Below are 20,961 nucleotides of genomic sequence, written 5' to 3'. Positions count from 1 at the left end.
TGAATATTACACGATTCGGATAAACAAGCCTTCAGATGAGGCAAGTACGTCGTCGCCATCACGACACTCACCGTGGGCGATAATTTTGCGCTCACCGATATCTTCCAGCCACGTGTCGAAGCGCAGCGTTTTGTATAGCGGGACAGGGCGCCGGTAATTGACCTTCAGCGATGCGGTATAGCCCGGGGTGCCATTGCGCAGGCAGGCAAAGGCCAGTAATTGGTCGAAAACCAGGCTCGTCACGCCGCCGTGCACGCTATTTGGCGGGCCCTCGTGACGTTTGCCGAAGCAGATATCACTGACTACGCGGTCATTCTCTACCACAACTTCCATATCGGGAGAGTACGCATTGTAGCGGCCGGTGGCGGGGCCGTAGGGCAGGGCCTCGCGCAGCTCATCACCAAACTCCATATTGAAATAGGGCATGATCTTCTCGCCCTGGTGAGCACTGAGCTGATCGTTCAGCGCTTCCACCTGGCTGGCAAGTTCAGCGAGCCGCTCCGCATCGGCGTTAACGTCAATGCTGAGTTCTAGACTTTCCTGTAGCGCCCGACTGAGGCGAAGCAATTGCGATGAGGCAGTATTGGCCGACATGTGTCCGTCGTTCCTTATTGTAATGACTAAATAAAACAAGAGCCGCAGTGTAATAGCCACCGTTATGCTTGCAAAGTCCTTGCGAGGCGTATCTAGTGAGCGGTTGTTTTTATCGGTTGCTATATCGGGGCTTGTTAGTATGTGGAGGCATACTTAATGGTGCGACCAAGGGGAGGCTATGGCTCGCTGCATCATGTCGCGTCGATGAGAGCCGTTTTTTTAATAAACGCGCAACAAACACCGCTAGGGTAAACTGCTGATGGTATTTCGTTGGGCGCAGACAATAAGGCATCTTTATGCATATCTTTGCACGGAATTTATTCAAATCCATACTCTTGTTGCCGCTAATTGCTATAGGCGGCTGCGCGGGCCTTGATTTGTCCGGTCAGTGGGGGCGCGAAAATGCGATCGCTGGAAACTACCAGCATGATTACGCAAATTTGCATGTGAATGGCGTACGAAATTTATGCATGAATTTCGTAAAGGTGCAGAACTTCAAAGGCTTTGATCATTGTATTGAGCAGATGGAGTTGCATCATGTTGCTGACGGGCGCTTGTTGTTCAGACATCCAACGGGGTACGACAAGAAGTCACGCGATTTTACGACGGCGTTCATTAGTGGCCTTAAAGCCGAAGCGGCTTTGAGTCGAGCCCAGATTGAGATGGTGCCGGTGTACTTAGAGCCTGCCGTTAATGCCGTGCGAGGTCAGCCCGGCGACTATAAATTCAATGAAGTGAAATACATCGATATCGGGCGTGCTCTAGTAGCCCCTCGTGTACTCGGTGTTGCGGCCGTCTATGAGGGGCTGTATGGCTCCACGAATGTAGCACGGGAATATTTGCAAGAGCTATCTGCAGTTGACATGAGTCGTATGCTAGTTAGTTATATGGAGCCTGAAAAGCGTGCTTGGCTGGCCAGGGGGTATATTGCGATTGGAGACTATATCTCGGCGCTTAATACGCTAAGCAATGAGGAGGCCAAAACCGATAAGCTGCTCTACGAGGCAATGATGAAGCTCAATCCAGCCTACTATTTAGTGGGCGCGGTGACGGGGGTATCAACCGATAAGTGGGGTCGGTACTTCAGCTTGGAAAGCGAAGCGATGCTGTGCCACACCCTTTACAAGCTGAAGGCAAAAAGTGCCGAGTCCTGCTATCAGCAATTATTGCAGCATGAATTTATTGATGTATTTGGCGGCTTGAAATTTGCCGCACTGCAAGAATACGGTCGGCTACAGTTATCCGCAGGCAGCGACGACATTGCCATCAGCGTACTGAGTGAAGCAGTTGAGCTGCTTGAAGCGCAGCGCTCGAGTCTATCGCTGGATACCTCCAAACTGGGTTTCGTCAATGACAAGCTCTCGGTGTATCGCGACTTGGTCGCCCTGTATGTATCGCGAGACCAAGCTGATCGCGCAATAGAATACGCCGAGCGTGCAAAGGCACGGGCGCTGATTGATTTGTTGGCCTCCCGTGATGCGCACCCTGAGCCGCAAGGTAGCGATCAACTGCAAGAGCTTCTCGCCTCTATTAACGATGCGGAGACCTCTCTCGCGGCGATTAATCTGAATGATGATAGTCAGCGTTCAGTTACCCGAGGATTGCTGCGTAAATACCAGAACAGCCTTCAAGAAATGGCGCCGGAATTCACCTCATTGCGGACTGTGACCTCGCCGCGTATTGCCCAACTGCAATCCTCCTTGCAGGAGGGCGAAGGCCTGTTGGAATACTTTGGCGAGGGTGACGATCTCTGGGTGTTTATCCTTAGTCGTGAAGGTGTGTCTGCGGCCAAACTACCGGTCACTAACCTCGACACCCAAGTGGCGGCGCTGCGCAGTGATTTGCAAAACCCCAACTCCACCCAGTTTGAGCGCAGCAGCCACCAATTATACGCCAGCCTAGTGCAGCCCGTAGAAGACGCGATACAGGGTTTTAAACGCCTTACAGTTGTCCCTCATGGAACACTGCATTACCTGCCTTTTGCAGCCTTGTACGACGGTGAGCGTTATTTGCTCGAGCACTTTGAAGTTCGCGTCTTGCCAAGTGCCTCGGTTCTCCAATTTTTAGATAAAGACTCGCAAAGCGAAAACCGTCGTATGTTGGTGCTGGGTAACCCTGATCTAGACGATGCCTCGATGGACCTGCCGGGTGCCGAGGTTGAGGCTATTAATCTCGGTCAGATACGCCCCGGTACCAATGTTTTGCTGCGTAAAAACGCCAGCGAGACCCTGCTGAAGGCTAATGCTGGAAATTATCGATACTTACACATCGCGTCCCACGGTATTTTTAACGCCGAAGACCCGATGGCTTCCGCTTTACTGCTTTCGGCGAGTGATCGGGACGATGGGTTGTTATCGGTCGCAGAGTTATTTGATTTGCGGCTAAATGCGGATCTGGTCACGCTCTCGGCCTGCGAGACTGCGCTCGGAGAAGTTACTGGCGGCGACGATGTGATCGGTTTTACCCGCGGTTTTCTGTACGCGGGGGCGGAGTCGATCGTCTCCAGTTTGTGGAAGGTAAGCGATGCGGCGACCAATAAGCTGATGCAGGCCTTTTATCAAGGTTTGCCGGAGCAGGGGAAGAGCGCGGCGTTGCGGCAGGCGCAGTTGGCATTGAAGGGGGGAGAGTATGGCCATCCTTACTACTGGGCAGCCTTCCAGCTAACGGGGCAATATGACTGATTTTAAGGTGATGTCAATGATGATGGCTGACCGGTGTAAACAGATTTCTTTTATGTCAGTATGGATCGCCCTGTTCTGTGCTCATGGCAGCTATGCACAAGAGATGGTTGGGGTGGGTTATGGCGACTCCAGAGAGAAGGCAGTGCAGCTTGCATATGTTGATTTGGCTCAGCAGCTCTTTGTGCGAGTGGAGTCCACAACCGAAGTTCGGCAAAGCTATGAGGGCAGTAGTTTTTCCCAACGCTCGATTTCAGAGACGGATATTCCCCTTTTGCAGGTTCCCGTTAGCTGCGAGGTCACGAGTAAGGAGTACGAGTGTCACGCAGTATTTGACTCTGAGGCCGCTCGTCCGCGCTACCAGAGCGCCCTAACGCAATCTGAAATTGGGCTACGTGACGACTACGTCCGCTATCAATCAGCAAGCGCCGATGCGAAGTACCCCGCTGGAAAAGCCTTGGCCACCGCCTTGAATAATTATCAAAAGCTTCGCCGCGTCGCTGGATTTCTGGGCTTGGGCTCTGAGTTCAACCACCGTGATATCGCCTCGGTTGTGGAAAAATGGCAGTCGTCAGCTCGCTTTAATGTTTCGTCGCTGCGCGCCGCCGCTGCGCTTATTGTTGACGATGTTTCAGGGGAAAGTGTGAGCGTTGCGCCGCCGTTTACGCCGGATTCGCAAGAGTTGACCCCATTTGGGCGCGCATTTCTCAAGGAGCTTGAGACGCAGCTAGGCGCCAGACTAAAAAAGCAGGCACCGCGCTATAAACTGCTTGGCAGTTATATGGTGAACGATAAGGGTATGGATCTTAGTTACGAACTAGTCGATCTGCAGGGCAATAGCACTGTGCAAGTAAAGCAAATTCATCTGCTTCCAGAGGCGTATTCCATCTATGAGACCGAGCCCAGTTCAATAGATTTCGACCAGCTATTGCGCAAAGGTTTAGCTATCTCTGGCGATTTTTCGGTTGCGGTGGCCACAAATAAAGGTATGCGGAATTTGGCTTTTGAGGCGGGGGACTCGCTGGAGCTTTTAGTGAAACTAAATCGTCCCGGTTATTTTTATGTGGTCGGTTATAGTGCCGAAAATGGCAGAGACATACAGTATTTATTGCCGGTTTCTTACGGCAGTGGTCGCGAGCAATTTGTTCAATATGTATCTGCCGAGCAAGTGAACAGGTGGGTGTCGTTGGGCGAGTTCGAAGTTTCGCCACCGTTTGGCACAGAGCGACTTCAAGTGTTCGCTTCTGAGGACACGCCAGTGGACAATCTGCCTCTACATTTTTACGACGCGACTAGTGGCTACTTCTTGATAGGAGAGCAGAAAACAAATCAGGTACGTAGCGATCGGACTAGAGGGTTAAAGAAGATTCGCAAAGCAGCGAAAGCAAAGGCCGAATCTTTCTTGGTTTTTTCTACTTATGAATAAGTTGGCTATGTTTATTAGCTAACTTAGGAAGAGATGGTACCAGAGGCCGGACTCGAACCGGCACGCCCGTGAAGGCAAGGGATTTTGAATCCGTCACAGCTATTTGCTGTCTCGTAACATATTGATAAATAAAGAAAATAAATTATTTTTCTGTATGATTCTTGTTCTATGACAAATCGTTGCTCTTAAGACGGAAATTTTCTGGCTTGATTGGCCTAGTAATTTGCGCATATCAGCATTTAGTGAATGCTTCAGCCGTCCGGTTATTGGCCACTCCTTGCGGAAGTCTGCTATAAAAAGTGTTGAGTGCTGATATGCAAGCCAGACAGGTACAAAAGGAAATTGCTTGGTTAACGCGCACGCTCGTTTTGTTTTTGTAAGCTGTTGGCCGCTAACCTGCAATGCCATCTGCAGAGGGGCTTTGATGACAGTATGAAAATCAAAGAAATGATAAAGCGAGCGTGCTCGCTATTACAATGTTAAGAGTACACGCAATGAAAACTATATTAATACTTCTTCTTGCGACGCTATCTAGTTGGTCTTTTGCGTGTGACTGTCGAGGTTATAATATTGAAGACGCTTTCAACGAATATGAGATTGTATTTCGTGGCGTCGTGAAAAGTATTGGTAGTAAATGGGTTTGGGAAAAAGGTTATTGGTTTCCAAATACTTTAAATAAAGTGAAAATGGAAGTCACCAAGTCTTACAAAGGGAAGCAGGATAAAACGACAGTGTTCACAAGGCCTACGATTAACGCCTGTGGTTACCCATTCAAGGCAGGCGTTGAATACGTTGTATTTGCTTACATTGGCACGAAAGAGTCAGCAGATAATGGCTGGGAAGTTGAAGGAGGAGCTATGGTGTCCTCATGTAGCCCCACAGTTCATTATAAGAAAGTAGAGTCAATCCATGAACGTGAAAGGAAATACGTCGTTGACTTTCTTGAATCCAACTCATAATAAGCACGCGCAGTATGCCGCTGAAAAGCGCGGCGGGACAGCCAAAGCTCCGCACCTTTTTGTGCAATCGCTGCGCTCATTGTTGCACAAAAACGCACTCCACTTTGTCTGCCCCTGGCGTGGGCGTTACGTGGCCGAAATTTTATGAAGACTGACGAAGTAGAAATATCCTGACTTCTCGAATTTGGCCGTGACGGAAAAAAAGGTCAGGGAATACTATGGCTACTAAGAAAACTCTTTTACTTTTGACCTTTCCCCCGATTTTGGAACCATGACCAAGATGAGATTTCCAGTTAACCTAACGGGATGGAGATCTCAGTATGAAGAAGCGATACAGCGACGAACAAATCATCAAGGCCATCAAAGAGCATGAGGCTGGAGCCAAGGTTGAAGACATCTGTCGCAACCTGGGGATTTCAACTGGCACGTTCTACAACTGGCGTAGCAAATTCGCCGGGATGGAAGTTAACGAGGCCAAGCGGCTACGTGAACTGGAGAGCGAGAACAACAAGCTTAAGAAGTTATTAGCCGACAAGCTCCTTGAAGTTGAAGCGATGAAGGATGTGCTGTCAAAAAAGTGGTGAAGCCCGTCGGTCGCAAGCAGGTAGCCAAACACATGATCCTTGAACATCGCATCAGTGAACGAGCAGCCTGTCGATTAGCGGGCATCAGCAGGACGGCCTATCGCTATCAGGCGAGACCAAGTAACGATGGAGCTCTGAGAGCACGGCTAAAGGAATTGGCGGTTGAACAGTCTGCTTATGGCTATCTGCTTCTACATGGCCTTCTCAAAGCTGAAGGGCTAGTTGTTAATAAGAAGCGTACGTACCGGATATACACCGAAGAAGGCCTTCAGGTACGCACCAAGAAGCGGAAGAAGCTACAGCGCCCAAGGCTGCCAATGGAGGCGCCTCTGGGCATCAATCAGCGCTGGTCGATGGACTTTGTATCAGACCAGTTGACTAATGGACGACGCTTCCGAGTGCTCAATGTCGTTGATGATTATTCCCGCGAGATGGTTGGGCAATTGGTTTCCGTGTCAATTAGTGGACGGCAAGTTGCTCGCTTTCTTAGCCAATTGATCGAGGCTCGCGGTAAACCGAATATGATTGTCTGCGATAACGGCACCGAATTTACCAGTAAGGCCATGTTTTTCTGGAGCCAGGAGTCCGGAGTAAAGCTTGGCTTCATACAGCCAGGAAAACCAACGCAGAATGCTTTTGTAGAAAGCTTGAATGGAAAGTTCAGGAACGAGTGTTTAAACCGTCATTGGTTCCGGTCAATGGAGGAAGCCAGAGTCGAGATCGACCAGTGGCGGCACCACTACAACCACGTTCGACCACACAGTTCTCTGGATTATCTGCCACCTGTTGCATTTGCAAAACAGGCGGCATAACTTTTGGATAATCTCATCGGGGCTGTGGTACTAACTCTGGGGAAAGGTCACTTTTATTACTTGCCTCCTTTGTCTCAGGCTGTAGCGCGTCGAATGGCGTGGTCGGTGTCTATCGTGGTGCTGTTTGAATCGCCCCCAGTTTGCTAGATACCTCCCGGCCAGAGAAAATGGCTTAAAGAGAGGTATGTATGAGCAACAAGCGTTACCCAGAAGAATTCAAGATAGAAGCGGTTAAACAGGTTACCGATCGCGGTCACAGTGTCGCGGAGGTTGCCAGCCGACTTGGCACCACAACGCATAGTCTGTATGCCTGGATCAAGAAGTACGGGCCTGAAGCGAACGATTACCAAGCCAAAACTGACGAGCAGGCAGAGATTCGGCGATTAAAGAAAGAGCTCCAGCGTGTCACCGAGGAGCGTGACATCTTAAAAAAAGCCGCGGCGTACTTCGCCAGCCACCCCGAGTGAGGTACGCCTTTATTCGTGAGCAGGCCTCCAGACTGCCCGTTCTCACCCTCTGCGGCTTGATGGATGTTCATCCAAGCGGCTACTACGCTTGGTTAAAGCAGCCTAAGTCCAAGCGCAGCAAAGCTGATGAGCGCCTGACTGGGATGATCAAACAATTCTGGCTTGAGTCTGGCGGTGTGTACGGTTATCGCAAGATACACAGCGACCTGCGCGATCATGGGGAGCAATGTGGGCCGAATCGCGTCCGCCGGCTCATGAGGCAGGCAGGATTACGGGCTCAGGTTGGTTATAGGAAACCCAGAGCACCTGGCGGCACGGTGCATATTGTTACTCCTAACCGGTTACAGCGGCAATTTAGTCCTGAATCACCAGATCAGAGCTGGGTCACCGATATTACCCACATCCGTACGCACGAAGGTTGGCTGTACTTGGCGGTAGTTGTCGACTTGTTCTCCCGGAGGGTGATTGGCTGGTCTATGCAATCACGGATTACCAAAGAGCTGGTGCTTGATGCATTGCTCATGGCTGTCTGGCGTCGGAATCCCCAATCGATGGTGACGGTGCACTCTGACCAAGGAAGCCAATACACCAGCCACGACTGGAGCGCCTTTCTTAAAGCTCATGGATTGGAAGGCAGTATGAGCCGGCGGGGAAATTGTCACGACAATGCGGTGGCTGAAAGCTTTTTCCAGCTACTAAAGCGCGAGCGAATCAAGCGTAAAATTTACAGCACCCGGGACGAAGCCCGCAGTGACATATTTGATTACATAGAACTGTTTTACAACAGCAGGCGTCGCCATGGTTTTAATAACCAGCTGTCACCTGTAGAGTTTGAGAAGCAGCACCACGAGAGGCTGGCGAGTACCTAGAAGATTGGTGGCGATTCAGTTGGGACTAAGGTCAACATCGAGTTAAGCGTAGATGGAACTTATTACCTGACCATTGGCGATGTTTCACAGGGTGCGCATCCATGCTACTCAGGTGATTTTTTGGTTTGCCTTTCTTTCGGCATGACAGAGTTATTAGTTCCAAATAATTTGACTGTAGATTATGTAGCAGAATGGAACAATTCAGTGGTTACTGTTGATAAGTTTCACGACTCCATCGTTATTGGCGGGTTAAAGCTGAACAATGTTTATCAATTATATGTTAAGAAAAGTCGATATGTGATGGTTGGAAATACTCTGAAAAAAAGGGCAGCGAGGGATCGTGATTTTGAGATTTTTTATTCAAAAAAAATAGGTCTTTTGGGTTTTAGAGAATTGCCTAGTACTGAGGGAGCATATTTTCTAATTGATAGAAAGACTCTGAGAGCTAGAGGCAGTCGGGGTAATCTATTTGGAATAGACTAGGAGTGCCTATGAAACCCGGGGCAGTCCAATCTGCAAAGATGCAATTGAGAAATGTAAATAGAAAGTAAAAAGCCCAGCTCAATGAGCTGGGCTTTTTTGTAGTGGTACCGGAGGCCGGACTCGAACCGGCACGCTTTTAAGGGCATCGGATTTTGACGTTTATCTATCTGCTTTCGCAGTAGCCGGACTATATCATCACCCTTGGCAGGGGTTGGGCGCTGTTTCACCAAGTGACTAAGCTTGGCTACTTCCTGTTATTAAGCAATCTCGCAACTGCTCAGGTAGTCTCTGAACCTTCCGTCTCTGACGGCTTGGCTGCTGATTAGCGTGTCTCCGAGGAGAGGTAGCTTTCCAGCAATTCACCCAATTTTTCACCCATCATTACTGGTGGGGCGGACTCATTTTTTTAAGACACTGGCTCTCGCTTATCCGACGTGTCTACCAATTTCACCACTCCGGCACATAACCTGTTTTCGAGCGCAGAATGCGCCGATGAAAATCATGTGCTTGGTCAAGGTACTGAGTATCTCAACCTGCTTCACGCTTTTGGTTAGAAATCGTGAAGCTATGTCAGACTATGACAACCTATGACAAGGTGAAATAGCCGTCCAAATTTTTTAAATCCTTTAAAATCAGTAGGTTGCGTGAATTTAAAAGCACATGCTACCGCTTTTGAATCCCTCATGTCTACCAATTTCATCACTCTGGCATTGAGGAGGCGGGATTATAGCAGCCTTGTTTAATCGGTCAATCCATCGACTAAAAAAATTGCGGTTTTCGCGCTAAATGTCGATGAATGGAGTCCGAAAGCGATTTCCGTTAATCTTGCGGCCTTTATTTTTAGTGATCGAGAGTATGCAGCGCCGCGACTTTTATTTTGATCTGCCTGATGAACTGATTGCGCGTTATCCTGCCCAGCAGCGCGATGGGAGTCGCCTGTTGGTGTTACAGGGTGACGGCAGGCTCGAGCACCGGCAGTTTCCTGATTTACTCGACTATCTGCGCGAGGGGGATTTGCTGGTATTTAACGACACCAGAGTGATTCCCGCGCGGCTATTTGGCGCAAAGGAATCAGGTGGGCGCATTGAGATATTGATCGAGCGCCTGATCGATGAACACCATGCCCTGGCCCATATACGGGCGAGCAAATCGCCGAAGGCGGGCAGCCGCTTGTTCCTGGCTGAGGATGCGGAGGCGCCAGTTGGCAGTGATGCGGTTGAGGTGCTTGGCCGCCAAGGTGCCTTATTTGAGTTGCGCTTTGATGCGCCGTTGTTAGAGCAACTCAATACCTATGGCCACATGCCGTTGCCGCCTTATATCGACCGTGCGGACGACGCCGAGGATCAGCAGCGCTACCAAACGGTGTACGCTAAACGCGATGGTGCGGTAGCCGCGCCGACGGCGGGTCTGCATTTTACCGAGGACTTTCTCGCGGCATGTAAGGCAAAGGGCGTTGAACAAGCCTTTGTGACGCTGCATGTCGGGGCGGGAACCTTTCAGCCGGTGCGCGCAGATGACATTCGCGATCACGAGATGCACGCCGAGTATATTGAGGTGTCGGCTGCCGTTGCTCAGCAGGTCAGGGCAACTCGCGCCCGCGGCGGGCGTGTGGTCGCCGTGGGTACCACCAGTGTGCGCAGCTTAGAGAGCGCTTCCCAGAGTGGTGAAATTGCGGCATTTTCCGGTGATAGTCGAATTTTTATCTACCCTGGCTATCAGTTTAAGAGCGTGGATGCCTTGTTTACCAACTTCCACCTCCCGGAGTCCACGCTCATTATGCTGGTCAGCGCCCTAGCTGGTCAGGCGCCGGTAATGGCGGCCTACCGCGAAGCGGTGGCCGAACGCTATCGTTTTTTCAGTTATGGTGATGCCATGCTGGTTTTCCCCACTTTGCAGCAGGAGTCCATAAATGACTGATGCCTCTTCTCCCTCTGATACTGGCAGCAGTCGTGATGATTGCCGAATGCAGTTCAGTCGCAGTGCCCAAGATGGCTTGGCGCGACGCGGCGAATTAAGCTTTCCGCGCGGCAAGGTGCAAACGCCTGCCTTTATGCCGGTAGGTACCTACGGCACGGTAAAGGGAATGCTGCCGCGGGATATCCACGAGATCGGTGCGGAAATCATACTGGGCAATACCTTTCACTTAATGCTGCGCCCCGGTACAGAGGTGGTTAAAGCTCACGGTGATCTGCATGACTTTATTGGCTGGGAAGGGCCGATACTGACTGACTCGGGGGGCTTTCAGGTATGGAGTTTGGGCAAGCTGCGCAAAATTAGTGAAGAGGGCGTGTCTTTTCAGTCGCCGGTCGATGGCAGCAAGGTGTACATGGACCCGGAGCGCTCAATGGAAGTGCAGCGCGAGTTGGGCTCCGATATCGTTATGATCTTCGATGAGTGCACGCCGTACCCTGCAACAGAGGCGGAAGCGCGCAGCTCTATGGAGCTGTCATTGCGCTGGGCAGAGCGCAGTAAAAGCGCCCACGAAGGCAATGATGCCGCCTTATTTGGGATCATCCAGGGTGGCATGTACCCCGAGTTGCGCCGCGAATCCCTGGCGGGTCTTCAGGACATTGGCTTTGATGGCTATGCCATCGGCGGGCTGTCGGTTGGCGAGCCCAAAGAGGAAATGCTCAAAGTCCTGGATGGTCTTGCGGATCATCTACCAGAGCAGCAGCCCCGCTACCTGATGGGCGTTGGTAAGCCCTCCGACATTCTTGAAGCCGTGATGCGCGGTGTCGACATGTTTGACTGTGTGATGCCAACCCGCAATGCCCGCAATGGCCACCTGTTCACTTCAACGGGAGTCATTAAGATTCGCAACGCGGTTCATCGCCACAGCGACCAGCCGCTCGATGCGAATTGTGACTGCTATACCTGCCAAAATTTTTCCCGAGCCTACCTGCATCATTTGGATAAATGCCGGGAAATATTGGGCGCCCAGCTCAACACCATTCATAACCTGCGGTACTATCAAAACCATATGGCAGCAATTCGCCAGGCAATAGAGCAAGGTCGCTTGGCCGAGTTTGCCGAGGAATTTTACGCAAGTCAGGATGGTAGGGCGGATGTATAAGCTGGTGTTTTTTGTCCCCGTCTCGCATTTGGAGGCGGTGAAAGACGCGGTTTTCGCTGCCGGTGCGGGGCGCCAGGGCGAGTATGAACACTGCTGTTGGCAGACGTTGGGTTATGGTCAATTCAAGCCTGGTAGCGCTGCCCAGCCGTATATCGGCGAGTCGGGGAAATTAGAGGTAGTACCCGAATATCGCGTAGAAATGGTGTGCGAGGCCTCGGCGCTTAAGAATGTGGTTCACGCCTTGCGACGTGCCCACCCATACGAAGAGCCGGCCTTTGATGTCACCGAAACAGTGGATGGCCTGTAGAGGGCCGAGAGAGTAGCTATGTTGTATGAACTGGGTGACCGTCGAGTCAAAATGCTCGGTGATGGTCACTTTGTGGCGGACAATGCATCGCTGATTGGCGACGTTGTGCTGAGCCAAAATGTAAGCATTTGGTTCAATGTGGTGATCCGCGGAGACACCGAACAGATTCGCATTGGTGCTGGCAGCAATATTCAAGATGGCAGTATTCTGCACACCGACCACGGTTTTCCGATGAGTATTGGCAAGGATGTGACGGTTGGCCACAAGGTCATGTTACACGGCTGCACGATTGGCGATGGCAGTTTAATCGGCATGAATGCAGTGGTTCTCAACGGCGCCAAAGTCGGAAAAAACTGCCTAATTGGTGCCAATGCGCTGGTGACAGAGGGTATGGAAATACCCGACGGTTCGCTCGTGATGGGAATGCCGGCGAAGGTTAAGCGCGCACTGAGCGACATGGAGCAGGCAACCCTGGCGCTCTCGGCTCAGCATTATGTGGAGAATGGTCAGCGTTTTCTCAGCGACTTGCGGCCCCAGAGCCTGGCGTCGGCAAAGTGTGATGGCGAGGAATTTAACGATGAGTTCTGAGCCATTAGAAACCCCAGTCAAGTCGCCCTGTGTCTCGGTGTGCGCACTGGATGAGCAAGATGTCTGTCTGGGCTGTTACCGAACGGTGGACGAAATTCGCGAGTGGTCGTCGGTAAATGATGCGCAGCGCCGAGAGATTATCCGTATGGCCAATGCGCGCTGTAAGGAACGCTACGGCTAATTGTCGGCGCTATGCGCGCCGACGGTTGCGACCTTTCGGGTAGGCTCTTACCAGCTGAATCAGGTTGCCCTTCATTTCCATAATTTCAAAGCAGTAGCCCTCAACCGTAACCCCTACCATTGCCTCTGGGAAGCTCTCGAGCGTTTCCAATAGCAGGCCGTTCAGTGTTTTCGGTCCGTCGGTGGGCAGTTCCCACTTGAGGGTTTTATTAATATCCCGCACGGTGGTGGTGCCGTCGATCACAAATGTGCCATCGCTTTGGTGGGTGATGTCGTCGGTGTCAGTGCTGAGGTTGGACGTGAACTCGCCGACAATCTCTTCAAGCAAATCCTCTAGCGTGACAATACCCTGCATCACGCCGTACTCATCGACAACAATGCCCATGCGCCGCTTTTGTTTTTGAAAGTTAAATAGCTGGGTGTGCAGGGGCGTGCCTTCCGGAATGAAGTAGGGCGCGCGGAGGGCGCGTAGCAGGCGGTCGCGCTGTACTTTGCCGTGCTCATCAACGCTGTTAATGATGTCCCGCTGATGGAGAATGCCGACAACATTATCAATGTCGTTTTGATACACCGGAATGCGGGTAAACTCGGCGTCGCGCAGCTTCTCAATGATGGCCGTCGTGTCGGCTTCAATATCAATGCCGTAGACCTCATTGCGCGGGATCATAATGTCGTCCACGGTGATGAGCTCTAGGTCCAAAATATTCAGGAGCATGCCGCGGTGATGTTTGGGGATCAGGTGGCCGGCATCGCCGACGATGGTCCGCAACTCCTCCATGCCGATGTGTTCGCTGCCGTCATTCTTCTCAACGCCCGTCATGCGCAGCACCATATGGGTGATATGGCTAACCAGCCAGATTACCGGGAACAGCAGGCTGCGCAGCGGTAGCAAGATATGGCTGACGGTATAGGCCACCATTTCAGATTTATACGCGGCAATGGTCTTGGGGATGATCTCGGCAAAAATCAGGAAGACCAGGGTCAGCAAAATAGACGCGGGAACAACGGCGTTGTCGCCATAGAGACGAATCGCGAGTACGGTGGCGAGCGCAGCGGCAAGATTGTTGATGAGATTGTTGCCGATCAATATCGTGCTGATCAGACTGTCGGGTTTTTCCAACAAGCGTGCAGCGCGCCGGGCACCGCGGTGGCCAGTTTTCACTTTGTGGCGCAGGCGGTAGCGGTTCAGGGACATCATTCCAGTTTCAGAACCGGAGAAGAAACCAGAAAAGAAGATCAGCGCGGCCAATATTCCAAATAAAAGACCCAGCGGTGCCTCGTTCAAAAAGCCCTAAACTCCCGAGAAAAAAATCAGTGCCAATCTTGAAGAAAAACCGCCTGCAGCACAAGCCGCCAGGCTCATAAGTTAGGGGCTGGCAATCAAGCTCAGGGCGATTTTGGTGCCAAGATAACCCAGCAGCAGGAAGGCGAAGGCCCACAGTGTCCAGCGAATCGCTGTGCGGCCGCGCCAGCCGAGGGCGAGCCGCCCACCAATAAGCACGCCGAGCAGCAGCCATGCCATGATGGAAAACAGCGTTTTATGTGCAAGGTTCTGGCCTAACAGGTCATCGACGAATACCACGCCGGTGCCAATGGCCGCCGTTAGCAGCAGGAAGCTCGCGGCAACCAGCTCAAACAACATGCTCTCCATGGTTTGCAGTGGCGGCATAAAGCTGGGCAAGCCGCGAAGCTGGTGCTGGCGCAGCATACGGTCCTGGCTGGCCAGTACCAGTGCCTGAACGGCGGCGATGGTGAGCATGCTGTACGCCAATATTGATAAAATAATGTGGCTGTACATGCCTGCAGAGTGCTTTTCGCCAACTTGCTGACCCGGTAGAAGTAACTCCAGAGCAATGGCGAGAATGGCCAGGGGGAACAGCGCCAGCAGCAGGTTGTGTATGGGTCGGCGAAGACTGGCTCCAAGGGTGATCGCACAAATCAGGCCGGTGAGGAGCGAAAACAGCTGCGACAGCCCCAGGTCTGCGCCCATGGGGGTGGCAATGGCGCTTACCGCTGCCACAAAATGGGCTGTAATGGCTATCGCGCCGAAGCACAGTGCGCCGCGGCTGAGTTGTTGGCCGTTGCCAAGGCGAAGGCGCCTCGCCTGCGCGCCAGTGGCAAAGAAGTATAGAAGGACTGCTATCAGGCTGCTTGCAATGTTCATGTACTCGGCTTTGCCGGATTCCCTGTCTGCGTTTTGGGTCTGGGCAGTGACTCGGTTATACTTCCGCGTCTTTCTGTCGGCCCGCTGCGTTCTATGCGTGGGCTGATTGTAAGCGTGTTCACTGCAGCCTGTCGATACGGCTTACAGTACAAGCGCATTTCCGACTTCAGAGAGTTGATGGCATGTTTGAAAATCTCACCGAACGTTTATCGCAAACCCTGCGCCATGTTACCGGCCAGGCTCGCCTTAGCGACGACAATATAAAAGATGCGATGCGCGATGTGCGCATGGCATTGCTTGAGGCCGATGTCGCGCTGCCCGTGGTGAAGGACTTTGTTGAGGCGGTGCGACAACGCGCGGTGGGTCAGGAGGTAAGCAAGAGCCTGAGCCCGGGGCAAATGTTCGTGAAAATCGTCCAGCAAGAGCTGGAACACATCATGGGTGACAAGAACGAAGGCTTGGATTTTTCTACCCAGCCGCCGGCAGTCATCCTGATGGCGGGCCTGCAGGGTGCAGGTAAAACCACCTCGGTTGGCAAGCTGGCAAAATACTTAAAGGAAAAAGAAAAGAAGAAAGTACTGGTCGTGAGTGCCGATATCTACCGGCCTGCGGCCATCAAGCAGCTTGAGACCCTGGCTGGCGATGTCGGTGTCGATTTCTTTCCGAGCAGCACTGAGCAAAAAGCCGTGGATATCGGCAAGGCAGCGCTCGCCGAAGCAAAGCTGCGCTTCTACGATGTGGTAATCGTGGATACGGCGGGCCGTTTGCATGTCGACACCGACATGATGACAGAGATTCAAGAGTTGCACGCGGCGATCACGCCCACAGAGACGCTGTTCGTGGTTGACGCCATGACCGGTCAGGATGCGGCCAATACCGCCAAGGCCTTCGGCGAAGCGCTGCCGCTTACCGGGGTTATTCTCACCAAGGCCGATGCGGATAGCCGGGGTGGTGCGGCGCTTTCGGTGCGACATATTACCGGCAAGCCCATCAAGTTCTTGGGGGTGGGTGAGAAAACCGACGCTCTGGATCCCTTCCATCCGGATCGTGTGGCATCACGAATTCTGGGAATGGGGGATATTCTCTCCCTGATCGACGAGGCGGAAGCCAAGCTCGATAAGCAGAAAGCCGAAAAATTGGCGAAGAAGATCAAAAAAGGGAAGAAATTTGATCTTGAGGATCTTCGCGACCAGCTGCAGCAAATGCAAAACATGGGTGGCCTCACCGGCATGCTCGATAAATTGCCTGGGATGGGCAATATGGCGCAGATGGCGCAAAGCCAGATCGATACCAAAATGTTTACGCGCATGGAAGCCATCATCAATTCAATGACGCCAGCCGAGCGCCGCAATCCGGATCTTCTCAATGGGTCGCGCAAGAAGCGCATCGTGGCGGGTTCCGGTACCCAGATCCAGGATCTGAACCGCCTGCTTAAACAGCACAAGCAAATGGCCAAGATGATGAAAAAAATGGGTCAGAAGGGCGGCATGACCAATATGATGCGCGGTATGGGTGGAATGATGCCCCCCGGTGGCGGTGGCCGCTTCCCCGGAATGTAGTCCGGAGCTGCCGAGAACCGCACTATAATCAAGCGCTTGCCCGCATTTTACGGTGACGGCCTGGCAGGGTGGTGGGGTGATCATCACCGCAGAGGGAAAAAAGTGTATCAGCTGTTTCAAATGCATACACTTTCCCTTATAATTCCGCGCCTTTACGGCTCCGGGTCGTTAACAGGATCAAAAATTCGCAGTAGCGGTCAACGCCGCTGCCCAAAAGCTAGGAACTGATACAAGAATGGTCACTATTCGTTTGGCACGTGGCGGCTCTAAAAAGCGCCCCTTCTACCACCTGACAGTCACTGACAGCCGCACTTCACGTGACGGTCGTTTCATTGAGCGCGTTGGGTTCTTTAACCCTGTTGCCCGTGGTAACGAAGAGCGTTTGCGTGTAGACACCGCTCGCGTTGAGCACTGGGTTGCTCAAGGCGCTCAGCTGTCTGACCGCGTTGCTAAGCTGATCAAAGAAGCACCTGCAGCCGAGTAAGCTGGGTGTCTACCTCGTCTTCACCAGTCGTCATAGCGAAAATCTCGACGGTATACGGGGTAAAAGGGTGGGTAAAGATACATTCCTTTACCGACCCGCTTGAGAATTTTCTGGATTTCTCTGACTACCAGCTGCGCAAAAAAGGCCGGTGGCAGGAGATCGAACTCGACGAATGTCGGCGTCATGGTAAGGGCATCGTAGCCCATATTAAGGGTGTCGACGATCGCGAGTTGGCTCGCGAGTATTGCGGGCTTGAGCTGGGGATTTTGGCAGAACAGTTGCCAAGCCTGGCTGAAAATGAGTTTTACTGGCACCAATTAGTGGGTTTGAAGGTTATCGCTTCGGAGCAACTGTTGGGTGTGGTGGATCATATGATCGAAACCGGCGCCAATGATGTAATGGTGGTGCGACGGTGTGAGGGAAGCCTCGACGATCGAGAACGGTTGATCCCTTACTTGCCGGGTGATTTTGTGCAGGATATAGACCTGCAAAGCGGCACGATTACTGTCGATTGGGACCCGGAGTTCTAACGCGCAGTGAACGTGGCGCGTGATGGGGGCAGAATGGATATCGCAGTGGTAACCCTGTTCCCAGAGATGTTCGGCGCGATCAGCGATTATGGTGTCACCGGACGAGCAGTACAAAAAGGGGTGTTAAACCTTAGCTGCATCAACCCGCGGTCGTTTACTGAAGATCGCCATCAAACGGTTGATGATCGCCCCTACGGTGGCGGCCCAGGTATGGTGATGATGCCAGAACCGTTAAGCAAGGCGTTGCAGGCAGCGCGCGAAACGGTAGCCAAGCCGGCGAAGACGGTGTATCTGTCGCCGCAGGGTAGAAAGTTAGATCAAAGCGGCTTGCAGGAGCTGGCGCAAGAAAATGCGTTGATTCTATTAGCCGGGCGTTATGAAGGCGTTGATGAACGCTTGATTGAACGTGAGATCGACGAAGAGTGGTCTATTGGTGACTATGTCATCAGCGGTGGCGAGCTAGCTGCGATGGTGATGATAGACGGCTTGAGTCGTTTGCTGCCGGGCGTGTTGGGCCATCAGCAGTCGGCGGAACAGGACTCCTTCGCAGAGGGGTTGTTAGATTGCCCACATTACACCCGACCCGAGGTGTATGGGGAAGATGTGGTTCCAGAGGTGTTGCTTAGCGGCAATCACGGAGCCATACGACGCTGGCGCTTAAAGCAGGCGCTGGGTCGAACGTTTGTACGGCGCCCGGACTTGCTCGAATCGAGAGAGCTGAGCGACGAGGAAAACACACTGCTGGCGGAGTACCTTCGCGAGCGTAACGACTAATTGACAGCTAGCTGTGAAGCTACCAACTTTTATTTCAGGAGCATGCCATGAGCACCAACAAAATTATCGCCGAGCTGGAAGCGGAGCAGACCGCCAAAGAGCTGCCGGAATTCAGCCCCGGTGACACCGTTGTCGTTCAGGTAAAGGTTAAAGAAGGTAACCGCGAGCGTCTGCAGGCCTTTGAAGGTGTTGTTATCGCCAAGAAAAACCGCGCGTTAAACTCTTCTTTCACCGTTCGCAAGATTTCTCACGGTGTTGGCGTTGAGCGTACTTTCCAAACTTACAGCACGCTGATCGACAGCATTCAGGTTAAGCGTCGCGGTGATGTTCGCCAAGCTAAACTGTACTACTTGCGTGAGCGCAGCGGTCGTTCAGCTCGTATCAAAGAGAAGCTGGCAACCAAGTCGTAATACGGTTTTCGCATCTCCGAAAAGGCAGCCACTGGCTGCCTTTTTTTTTGTCTGGCTGGTGGCGCCGTCCATCGGCGAGATAGAATCTTGCTGACGACCGAGGAGGAGTTCATGGCGCAGCAGGCCAGTGATCAGGATCAGCCAACCATAGACCGCTACATTGACGCGCTGTGGCTAGAGAAAGGGCTTAGCGATAACAGTTTGCAGTCTTACCGCCGCGACCTATACCAATGGTCCTATTGGCTCGCTCAGCGGGGCAGTGGCGTGCTGCTATGTGGTCGCGCCGATGCGCTGGATTATTTGGCCGAGCAGCGCGGCAAGGGCAAATCTGCCCGTAGTACCGCACGTTTGCTTTCTTGCCTGCGGGGGTTTTACCGTTATCAACTGCGGGAGGGGCGCCTTCAGGAAGATCCGCTTGCCAATATCGAAGCGCCCAAGTTGGGGAGGCCGCTACCTAAATCCTTGAGTGAAGCGGATGTTGAGGCCTTGCTTGCGCAGCCCGACGACGAAATTGCGATCGAACAGCGTGACCGGGCAATGCTGGAGCTACTGTATGCTGCCGGCCTGCGAGTCAGCGAGCTGGTGAGCTTGCGGTTTTCGCAGTTGGGGCTGGAGCAGGGCGTGGTGCGAGTCACCGGCAAGGGCAACAAGGAGCGCTTGGTGCCAATGGGGGAAGAGGCTCTGCACTGCTTACAAGCGTATTTGCGTGGCGGACGGCCACAGTTGTTGGCGGATGGCGAGTCGGACGTGGTGTTCCCCAGTCGCCGGGGTCAGGTGATGACCCGACAAACGTTTTGGCACCGCGTGAAGCTCTACGCGCAGCGCGCCGGCATTCGCGCAAGTATTTCACCGCATACGCTGCGTCACGCGTTTGCCACACATCTGGTGAATCATGGTGCTGACCTGCGGGTTGTTCAGCTGCTGCTCGGTCACAGTGACTTGAGCACCACGCAGATATACACCCATGTTGCCAGAGAGCGAATGCAGGCTTTGCATCGCGCGCATCACCCGCGCGGTTGAACTTGGCGCTTTCTCTCGGTTCTCAATGGTATATGATGACCGCCTTCACACCTTCCGTACGGAGATTTTTCGTTGACTATGTATAGCCCCCGAGTATTGATTTCGCGCGCTCTATTCGCGTCAGTAATAGCTGCTTCAACTTTTTTTGGGGTGGCCTACGCCGAGCCTGCCAAGACCGCGACCTTTATTGATAAGGCGGCTGAGCAAGCGATTCGCAGTGCGTTTAAGAGTTCTCGCCCTGATTTGCAGGTCAGCGGCGTAGAAAGTAGCGAGATGCCCGGGGTGTATCGCGTTGAAATGACCAATGGGCCGACGGTCTATGCGAGCGCCGACGGCAAATATATTGTTGCGGGTAAAATGTATGAGCTGACGGCGAATGGCATTGAGGATATCGCCGAGCGCCGCTTGCAGCCCCAGCGCAAGGCCTTGCTCTCCAAAGTGCCGCGGGAAGATATGATTATATTTAGCCCGGAAGGGGAAACAAAAGGCGCGCTGTATGTATTTACCGATGTGGATTGTGGCTTCTGCCAAAAGCTGCATAAAGAGGTGCCCGCCCTGAATGCCAGTGGTATCGAGGTGCGCTATCTTGCCTACCCCCGCCAGGGTGTTGGCACGCCAACATTCAACAAAATGGTATCCGCCTGGTGCGCCGATGACCGCGTCGCGGCGATGGATGCGCTCAAGGCCCGCCGTCCCATTGCGAATAAGCAGTGCCAAACGCCGATCATTGGCCAGTATGAATTGGGTCAGCAGCTTGGCGTGACTGGGACGCCGGCGATCGTCACCGAGGACGGCGCCCTGATTCCCGGCTACCGCCCGGCTGATCAGCTGATTCCCCAAGCGCTGCGCTGAGAAATCGTCAATAAGTAGGAATAGAGGGGCTCTGGTCGTATCTCTGGCGCTTCAGCATGGCGCTAGGCCCCCATCCTGACATAAAATGGGAAGTTCGTAGCGCCGCGCTTATGTGCGGCGCGCTAATAATTGAGTTTTAAAAGGAGTG

General features: G+C 52.7%; 21 protein-coding genes. 18 read left to right on the top strand and 3 right to left on the bottom strand.

What is annotated here, in order from left to right; all coding sequences use genetic code 11:
- Positions 1-6 precede the first annotated feature (6 nt).
- Positions 7-594: a PaaI family thioesterase gene (locus AC2Q8J_RS04185; protein ID WP_204995710.1), complete on the bottom strand. Its 588-nt coding sequence runs from the start codon at positions 592-594 to the stop codon at positions 7-9.
- Positions 595-1,064: 470 nt separating this feature from the next.
- Here AC2Q8J_RS04185 and AC2Q8J_RS04180 point away from each other — a divergent pair, with 470 nt between their 5' ends.
- The 11 genes from AC2Q8J_RS04180 to AC2Q8J_RS04130 all read left to right on the top strand — a co-directional run bounded on the left by AC2Q8J_RS04180 (position 1,065) and on the right by AC2Q8J_RS04130 (position 13,021).
- Entirely contained in the window at positions 1,065-3,275 is a 2,211-nt protein-coding gene (locus tag AC2Q8J_RS04180) for a CHAT domain-containing protein (protein ID WP_486452172.1), read from the top strand.
- On the top strand, positions 3,268-4,698 hold the full coding sequence (locus tag AC2Q8J_RS04175) for a DUF4384 domain-containing protein (protein ID WP_486452171.1): 1,431 nt from the start codon (positions 3,268-3,270) through the stop codon (positions 4,696-4,698). Before AC2Q8J_RS04180 ends, AC2Q8J_RS04175 begins: the two co-directional genes overlap by 8 nt.
- A gap of 494 nt (positions 4,699-5,192) precedes the next feature.
- The gene (locus AC2Q8J_RS04170) at positions 5,193-5,657 is read left to right on the top strand and encodes a hypothetical protein (RefSeq protein ID WP_486452170.1); all 465 of its coding nucleotides are present in this window, start codon (positions 5,193-5,195) and stop codon (positions 5,655-5,657) included.
- A gap of 320 nt (positions 5,658-5,977) precedes the next feature.
- Positions 5,978-7,053, top strand: a protein-coding gene (locus AC2Q8J_RS04165) for an IS3 family transposase (protein ID WP_286838887.1) whose coding sequence is annotated in 2 segments (ribosomal slippage) — positions 5,978-6,227 and positions 6,227-7,053 — 1,077 coding nt in all. Because the reading frame shifts where the segments join, the coding sequence is not laid out codon by codon here.
- Between the two features lie 188 nt (positions 7,054-7,241).
- A protein-coding gene (locus tag AC2Q8J_RS04160) for an IS3 family transposase (RefSeq protein WP_486452169.1) occupies positions 7,242-8,389 on the top strand; the annotation gives its coding sequence in 2 pieces (ribosomal slippage) (positions 7,242-7,476 and positions 7,476-8,389; 1,149 coding nt in all).
- Positions 8,390-8,530: 141 nt separating this feature from the next.
- Positions 8,531-8,872, top strand: a complete 342-nt coding sequence (locus tag AC2Q8J_RS04155) for a hypothetical protein (protein ID WP_486452168.1) — start codon at positions 8,531-8,533, stop codon at positions 8,870-8,872.
- Between the two features lie 855 nt (positions 8,873-9,727).
- Positions 9,728-10,789: a tRNA preQ1(34) S-adenosylmethionine ribosyltransferase-isomerase QueA gene (queA, locus tag AC2Q8J_RS04150; protein WP_486452167.1), complete on the top strand. Its 1,062-nt coding sequence runs from the start codon at positions 9,728-9,730 to the stop codon at positions 10,787-10,789.
- Between the two features lie 46 nt (positions 10,790-10,835).
- Entirely contained in the window at positions 10,836-11,945 is a 1,110-nt protein-coding gene (gene tgt / locus AC2Q8J_RS04145; protein ID WP_027872772.1) for a tRNA guanosine(34) transglycosylase Tgt, read from the top strand.
- Entirely contained in the window at positions 11,938-12,252 is a 315-nt protein-coding gene (locus AC2Q8J_RS04140; RefSeq protein WP_372877087.1) for a YqfO family protein, read from the top strand. Before tgt ends, AC2Q8J_RS04140 begins: the two co-directional genes overlap by 8 nt.
- Before the next feature lie 18 nt (positions 12,253-12,270).
- Positions 12,271-12,840, top strand: coding sequence for a gamma carbonic anhydrase family protein (locus AC2Q8J_RS04135; RefSeq protein WP_486452166.1), 570 nt, complete (start codon positions 12,271-12,273; stop codon positions 12,838-12,840).
- Positions 12,830-13,021, top strand: coding sequence for a DUF1289 domain-containing protein (locus AC2Q8J_RS04130; RefSeq protein WP_204995705.1), 192 nt, complete (start codon positions 12,830-12,832; stop codon positions 13,019-13,021). The genes AC2Q8J_RS04135 and AC2Q8J_RS04130 overlap by 11 nt, the downstream gene beginning before the upstream one ends.
- A gap of 9 nt (positions 13,022-13,030) precedes the next feature.
- On the opposite strand, the gene AC2Q8J_RS04125 is transcribed toward AC2Q8J_RS04130, so the two are convergent.
- Together AC2Q8J_RS04125 and AC2Q8J_RS04120 are read right to left on the bottom strand one after the other, a co-directional pair.
- The gene (locus AC2Q8J_RS04125; protein WP_204995704.1) at positions 13,031-14,305 is read right to left on the bottom strand and encodes an HlyC/CorC family transporter; all 1,275 of its coding nucleotides are present in this window, start codon (positions 14,303-14,305) and stop codon (positions 13,031-13,033) included.
- 81 nt (positions 14,306-14,386) lie between these two features.
- Complete coding sequence (locus AC2Q8J_RS04120; RefSeq protein ID WP_486452165.1) at positions 14,387-15,184, bottom strand: cytochrome C assembly family protein; 798 nt, start codon at positions 15,182-15,184, stop codon at positions 14,387-14,389.
- Positions 15,185-15,366: 182 nt separating this feature from the next.
- Here AC2Q8J_RS04120 and ffh point away from each other — a divergent pair, with 182 nt between their 5' ends.
- From ffh to AC2Q8J_RS04085, 7 genes are all read left to right on the top strand, one after another.
- Positions 15,367-16,743, top strand: coding sequence for a signal recognition particle protein (ffh, locus tag AC2Q8J_RS04115; protein WP_486452164.1), 1,377 nt, complete (start codon positions 15,367-15,369; stop codon positions 16,741-16,743).
- Positions 16,744-16,978: 235 nt separating this feature from the next.
- The gene (gene rpsP, locus AC2Q8J_RS04110; protein ID WP_027872766.1) at positions 16,979-17,227 is read left to right on the top strand and encodes a 30S ribosomal protein S16; all 249 of its coding nucleotides are present in this window, start codon (positions 16,979-16,981) and stop codon (positions 17,225-17,227) included.
- A gap of 5 nt (positions 17,228-17,232) precedes the next feature.
- Positions 17,233-17,757: a ribosome maturation factor RimM gene (rimM, locus tag AC2Q8J_RS04105; protein ID WP_204995701.1), complete on the top strand. Its 525-nt coding sequence runs from the start codon at positions 17,233-17,235 to the stop codon at positions 17,755-17,757.
- Positions 17,758-17,790: 33 nt separating this feature from the next.
- Complete coding sequence (trmD, locus tag AC2Q8J_RS04100; RefSeq protein WP_204995700.1) at positions 17,791-18,531, top strand: tRNA (guanosine(37)-N1)-methyltransferase TrmD; 741 nt, start codon at positions 17,791-17,793, stop codon at positions 18,529-18,531.
- A 47-nt stretch (positions 18,532-18,578) separates the two neighbouring features.
- The gene (rplS, locus tag AC2Q8J_RS04095) at positions 18,579-18,941 is read left to right on the top strand and encodes a 50S ribosomal protein L19 (RefSeq protein WP_027872763.1); all 363 of its coding nucleotides are present in this window, start codon (positions 18,579-18,581) and stop codon (positions 18,939-18,941) included.
- Positions 18,942-19,052: 111 nt separating this feature from the next.
- Positions 19,053-19,961: a site-specific tyrosine recombinase XerD gene (gene xerD, locus AC2Q8J_RS04090; RefSeq protein ID WP_486452163.1), complete on the top strand. Its 909-nt coding sequence runs from the start codon at positions 19,053-19,055 to the stop codon at positions 19,959-19,961.
- Positions 19,962-20,111: 150 nt separating this feature from the next.
- Positions 20,112-20,813, top strand: a complete 702-nt coding sequence (locus tag AC2Q8J_RS04085; protein ID WP_204995698.1) for a thioredoxin fold domain-containing protein — start codon at positions 20,112-20,114, stop codon at positions 20,811-20,813.
- The last annotated feature ends 148 nt before the right edge of the window (positions 20,814-20,961 follow it).

This window comes from Spongiibacter sp. C9W, assembly GCF_057370015.1.
The sequence above is the reverse complement of the archived record's forward strand: the minus strand, read 5'-3'. Positions and strand labels throughout refer to the sequence as shown.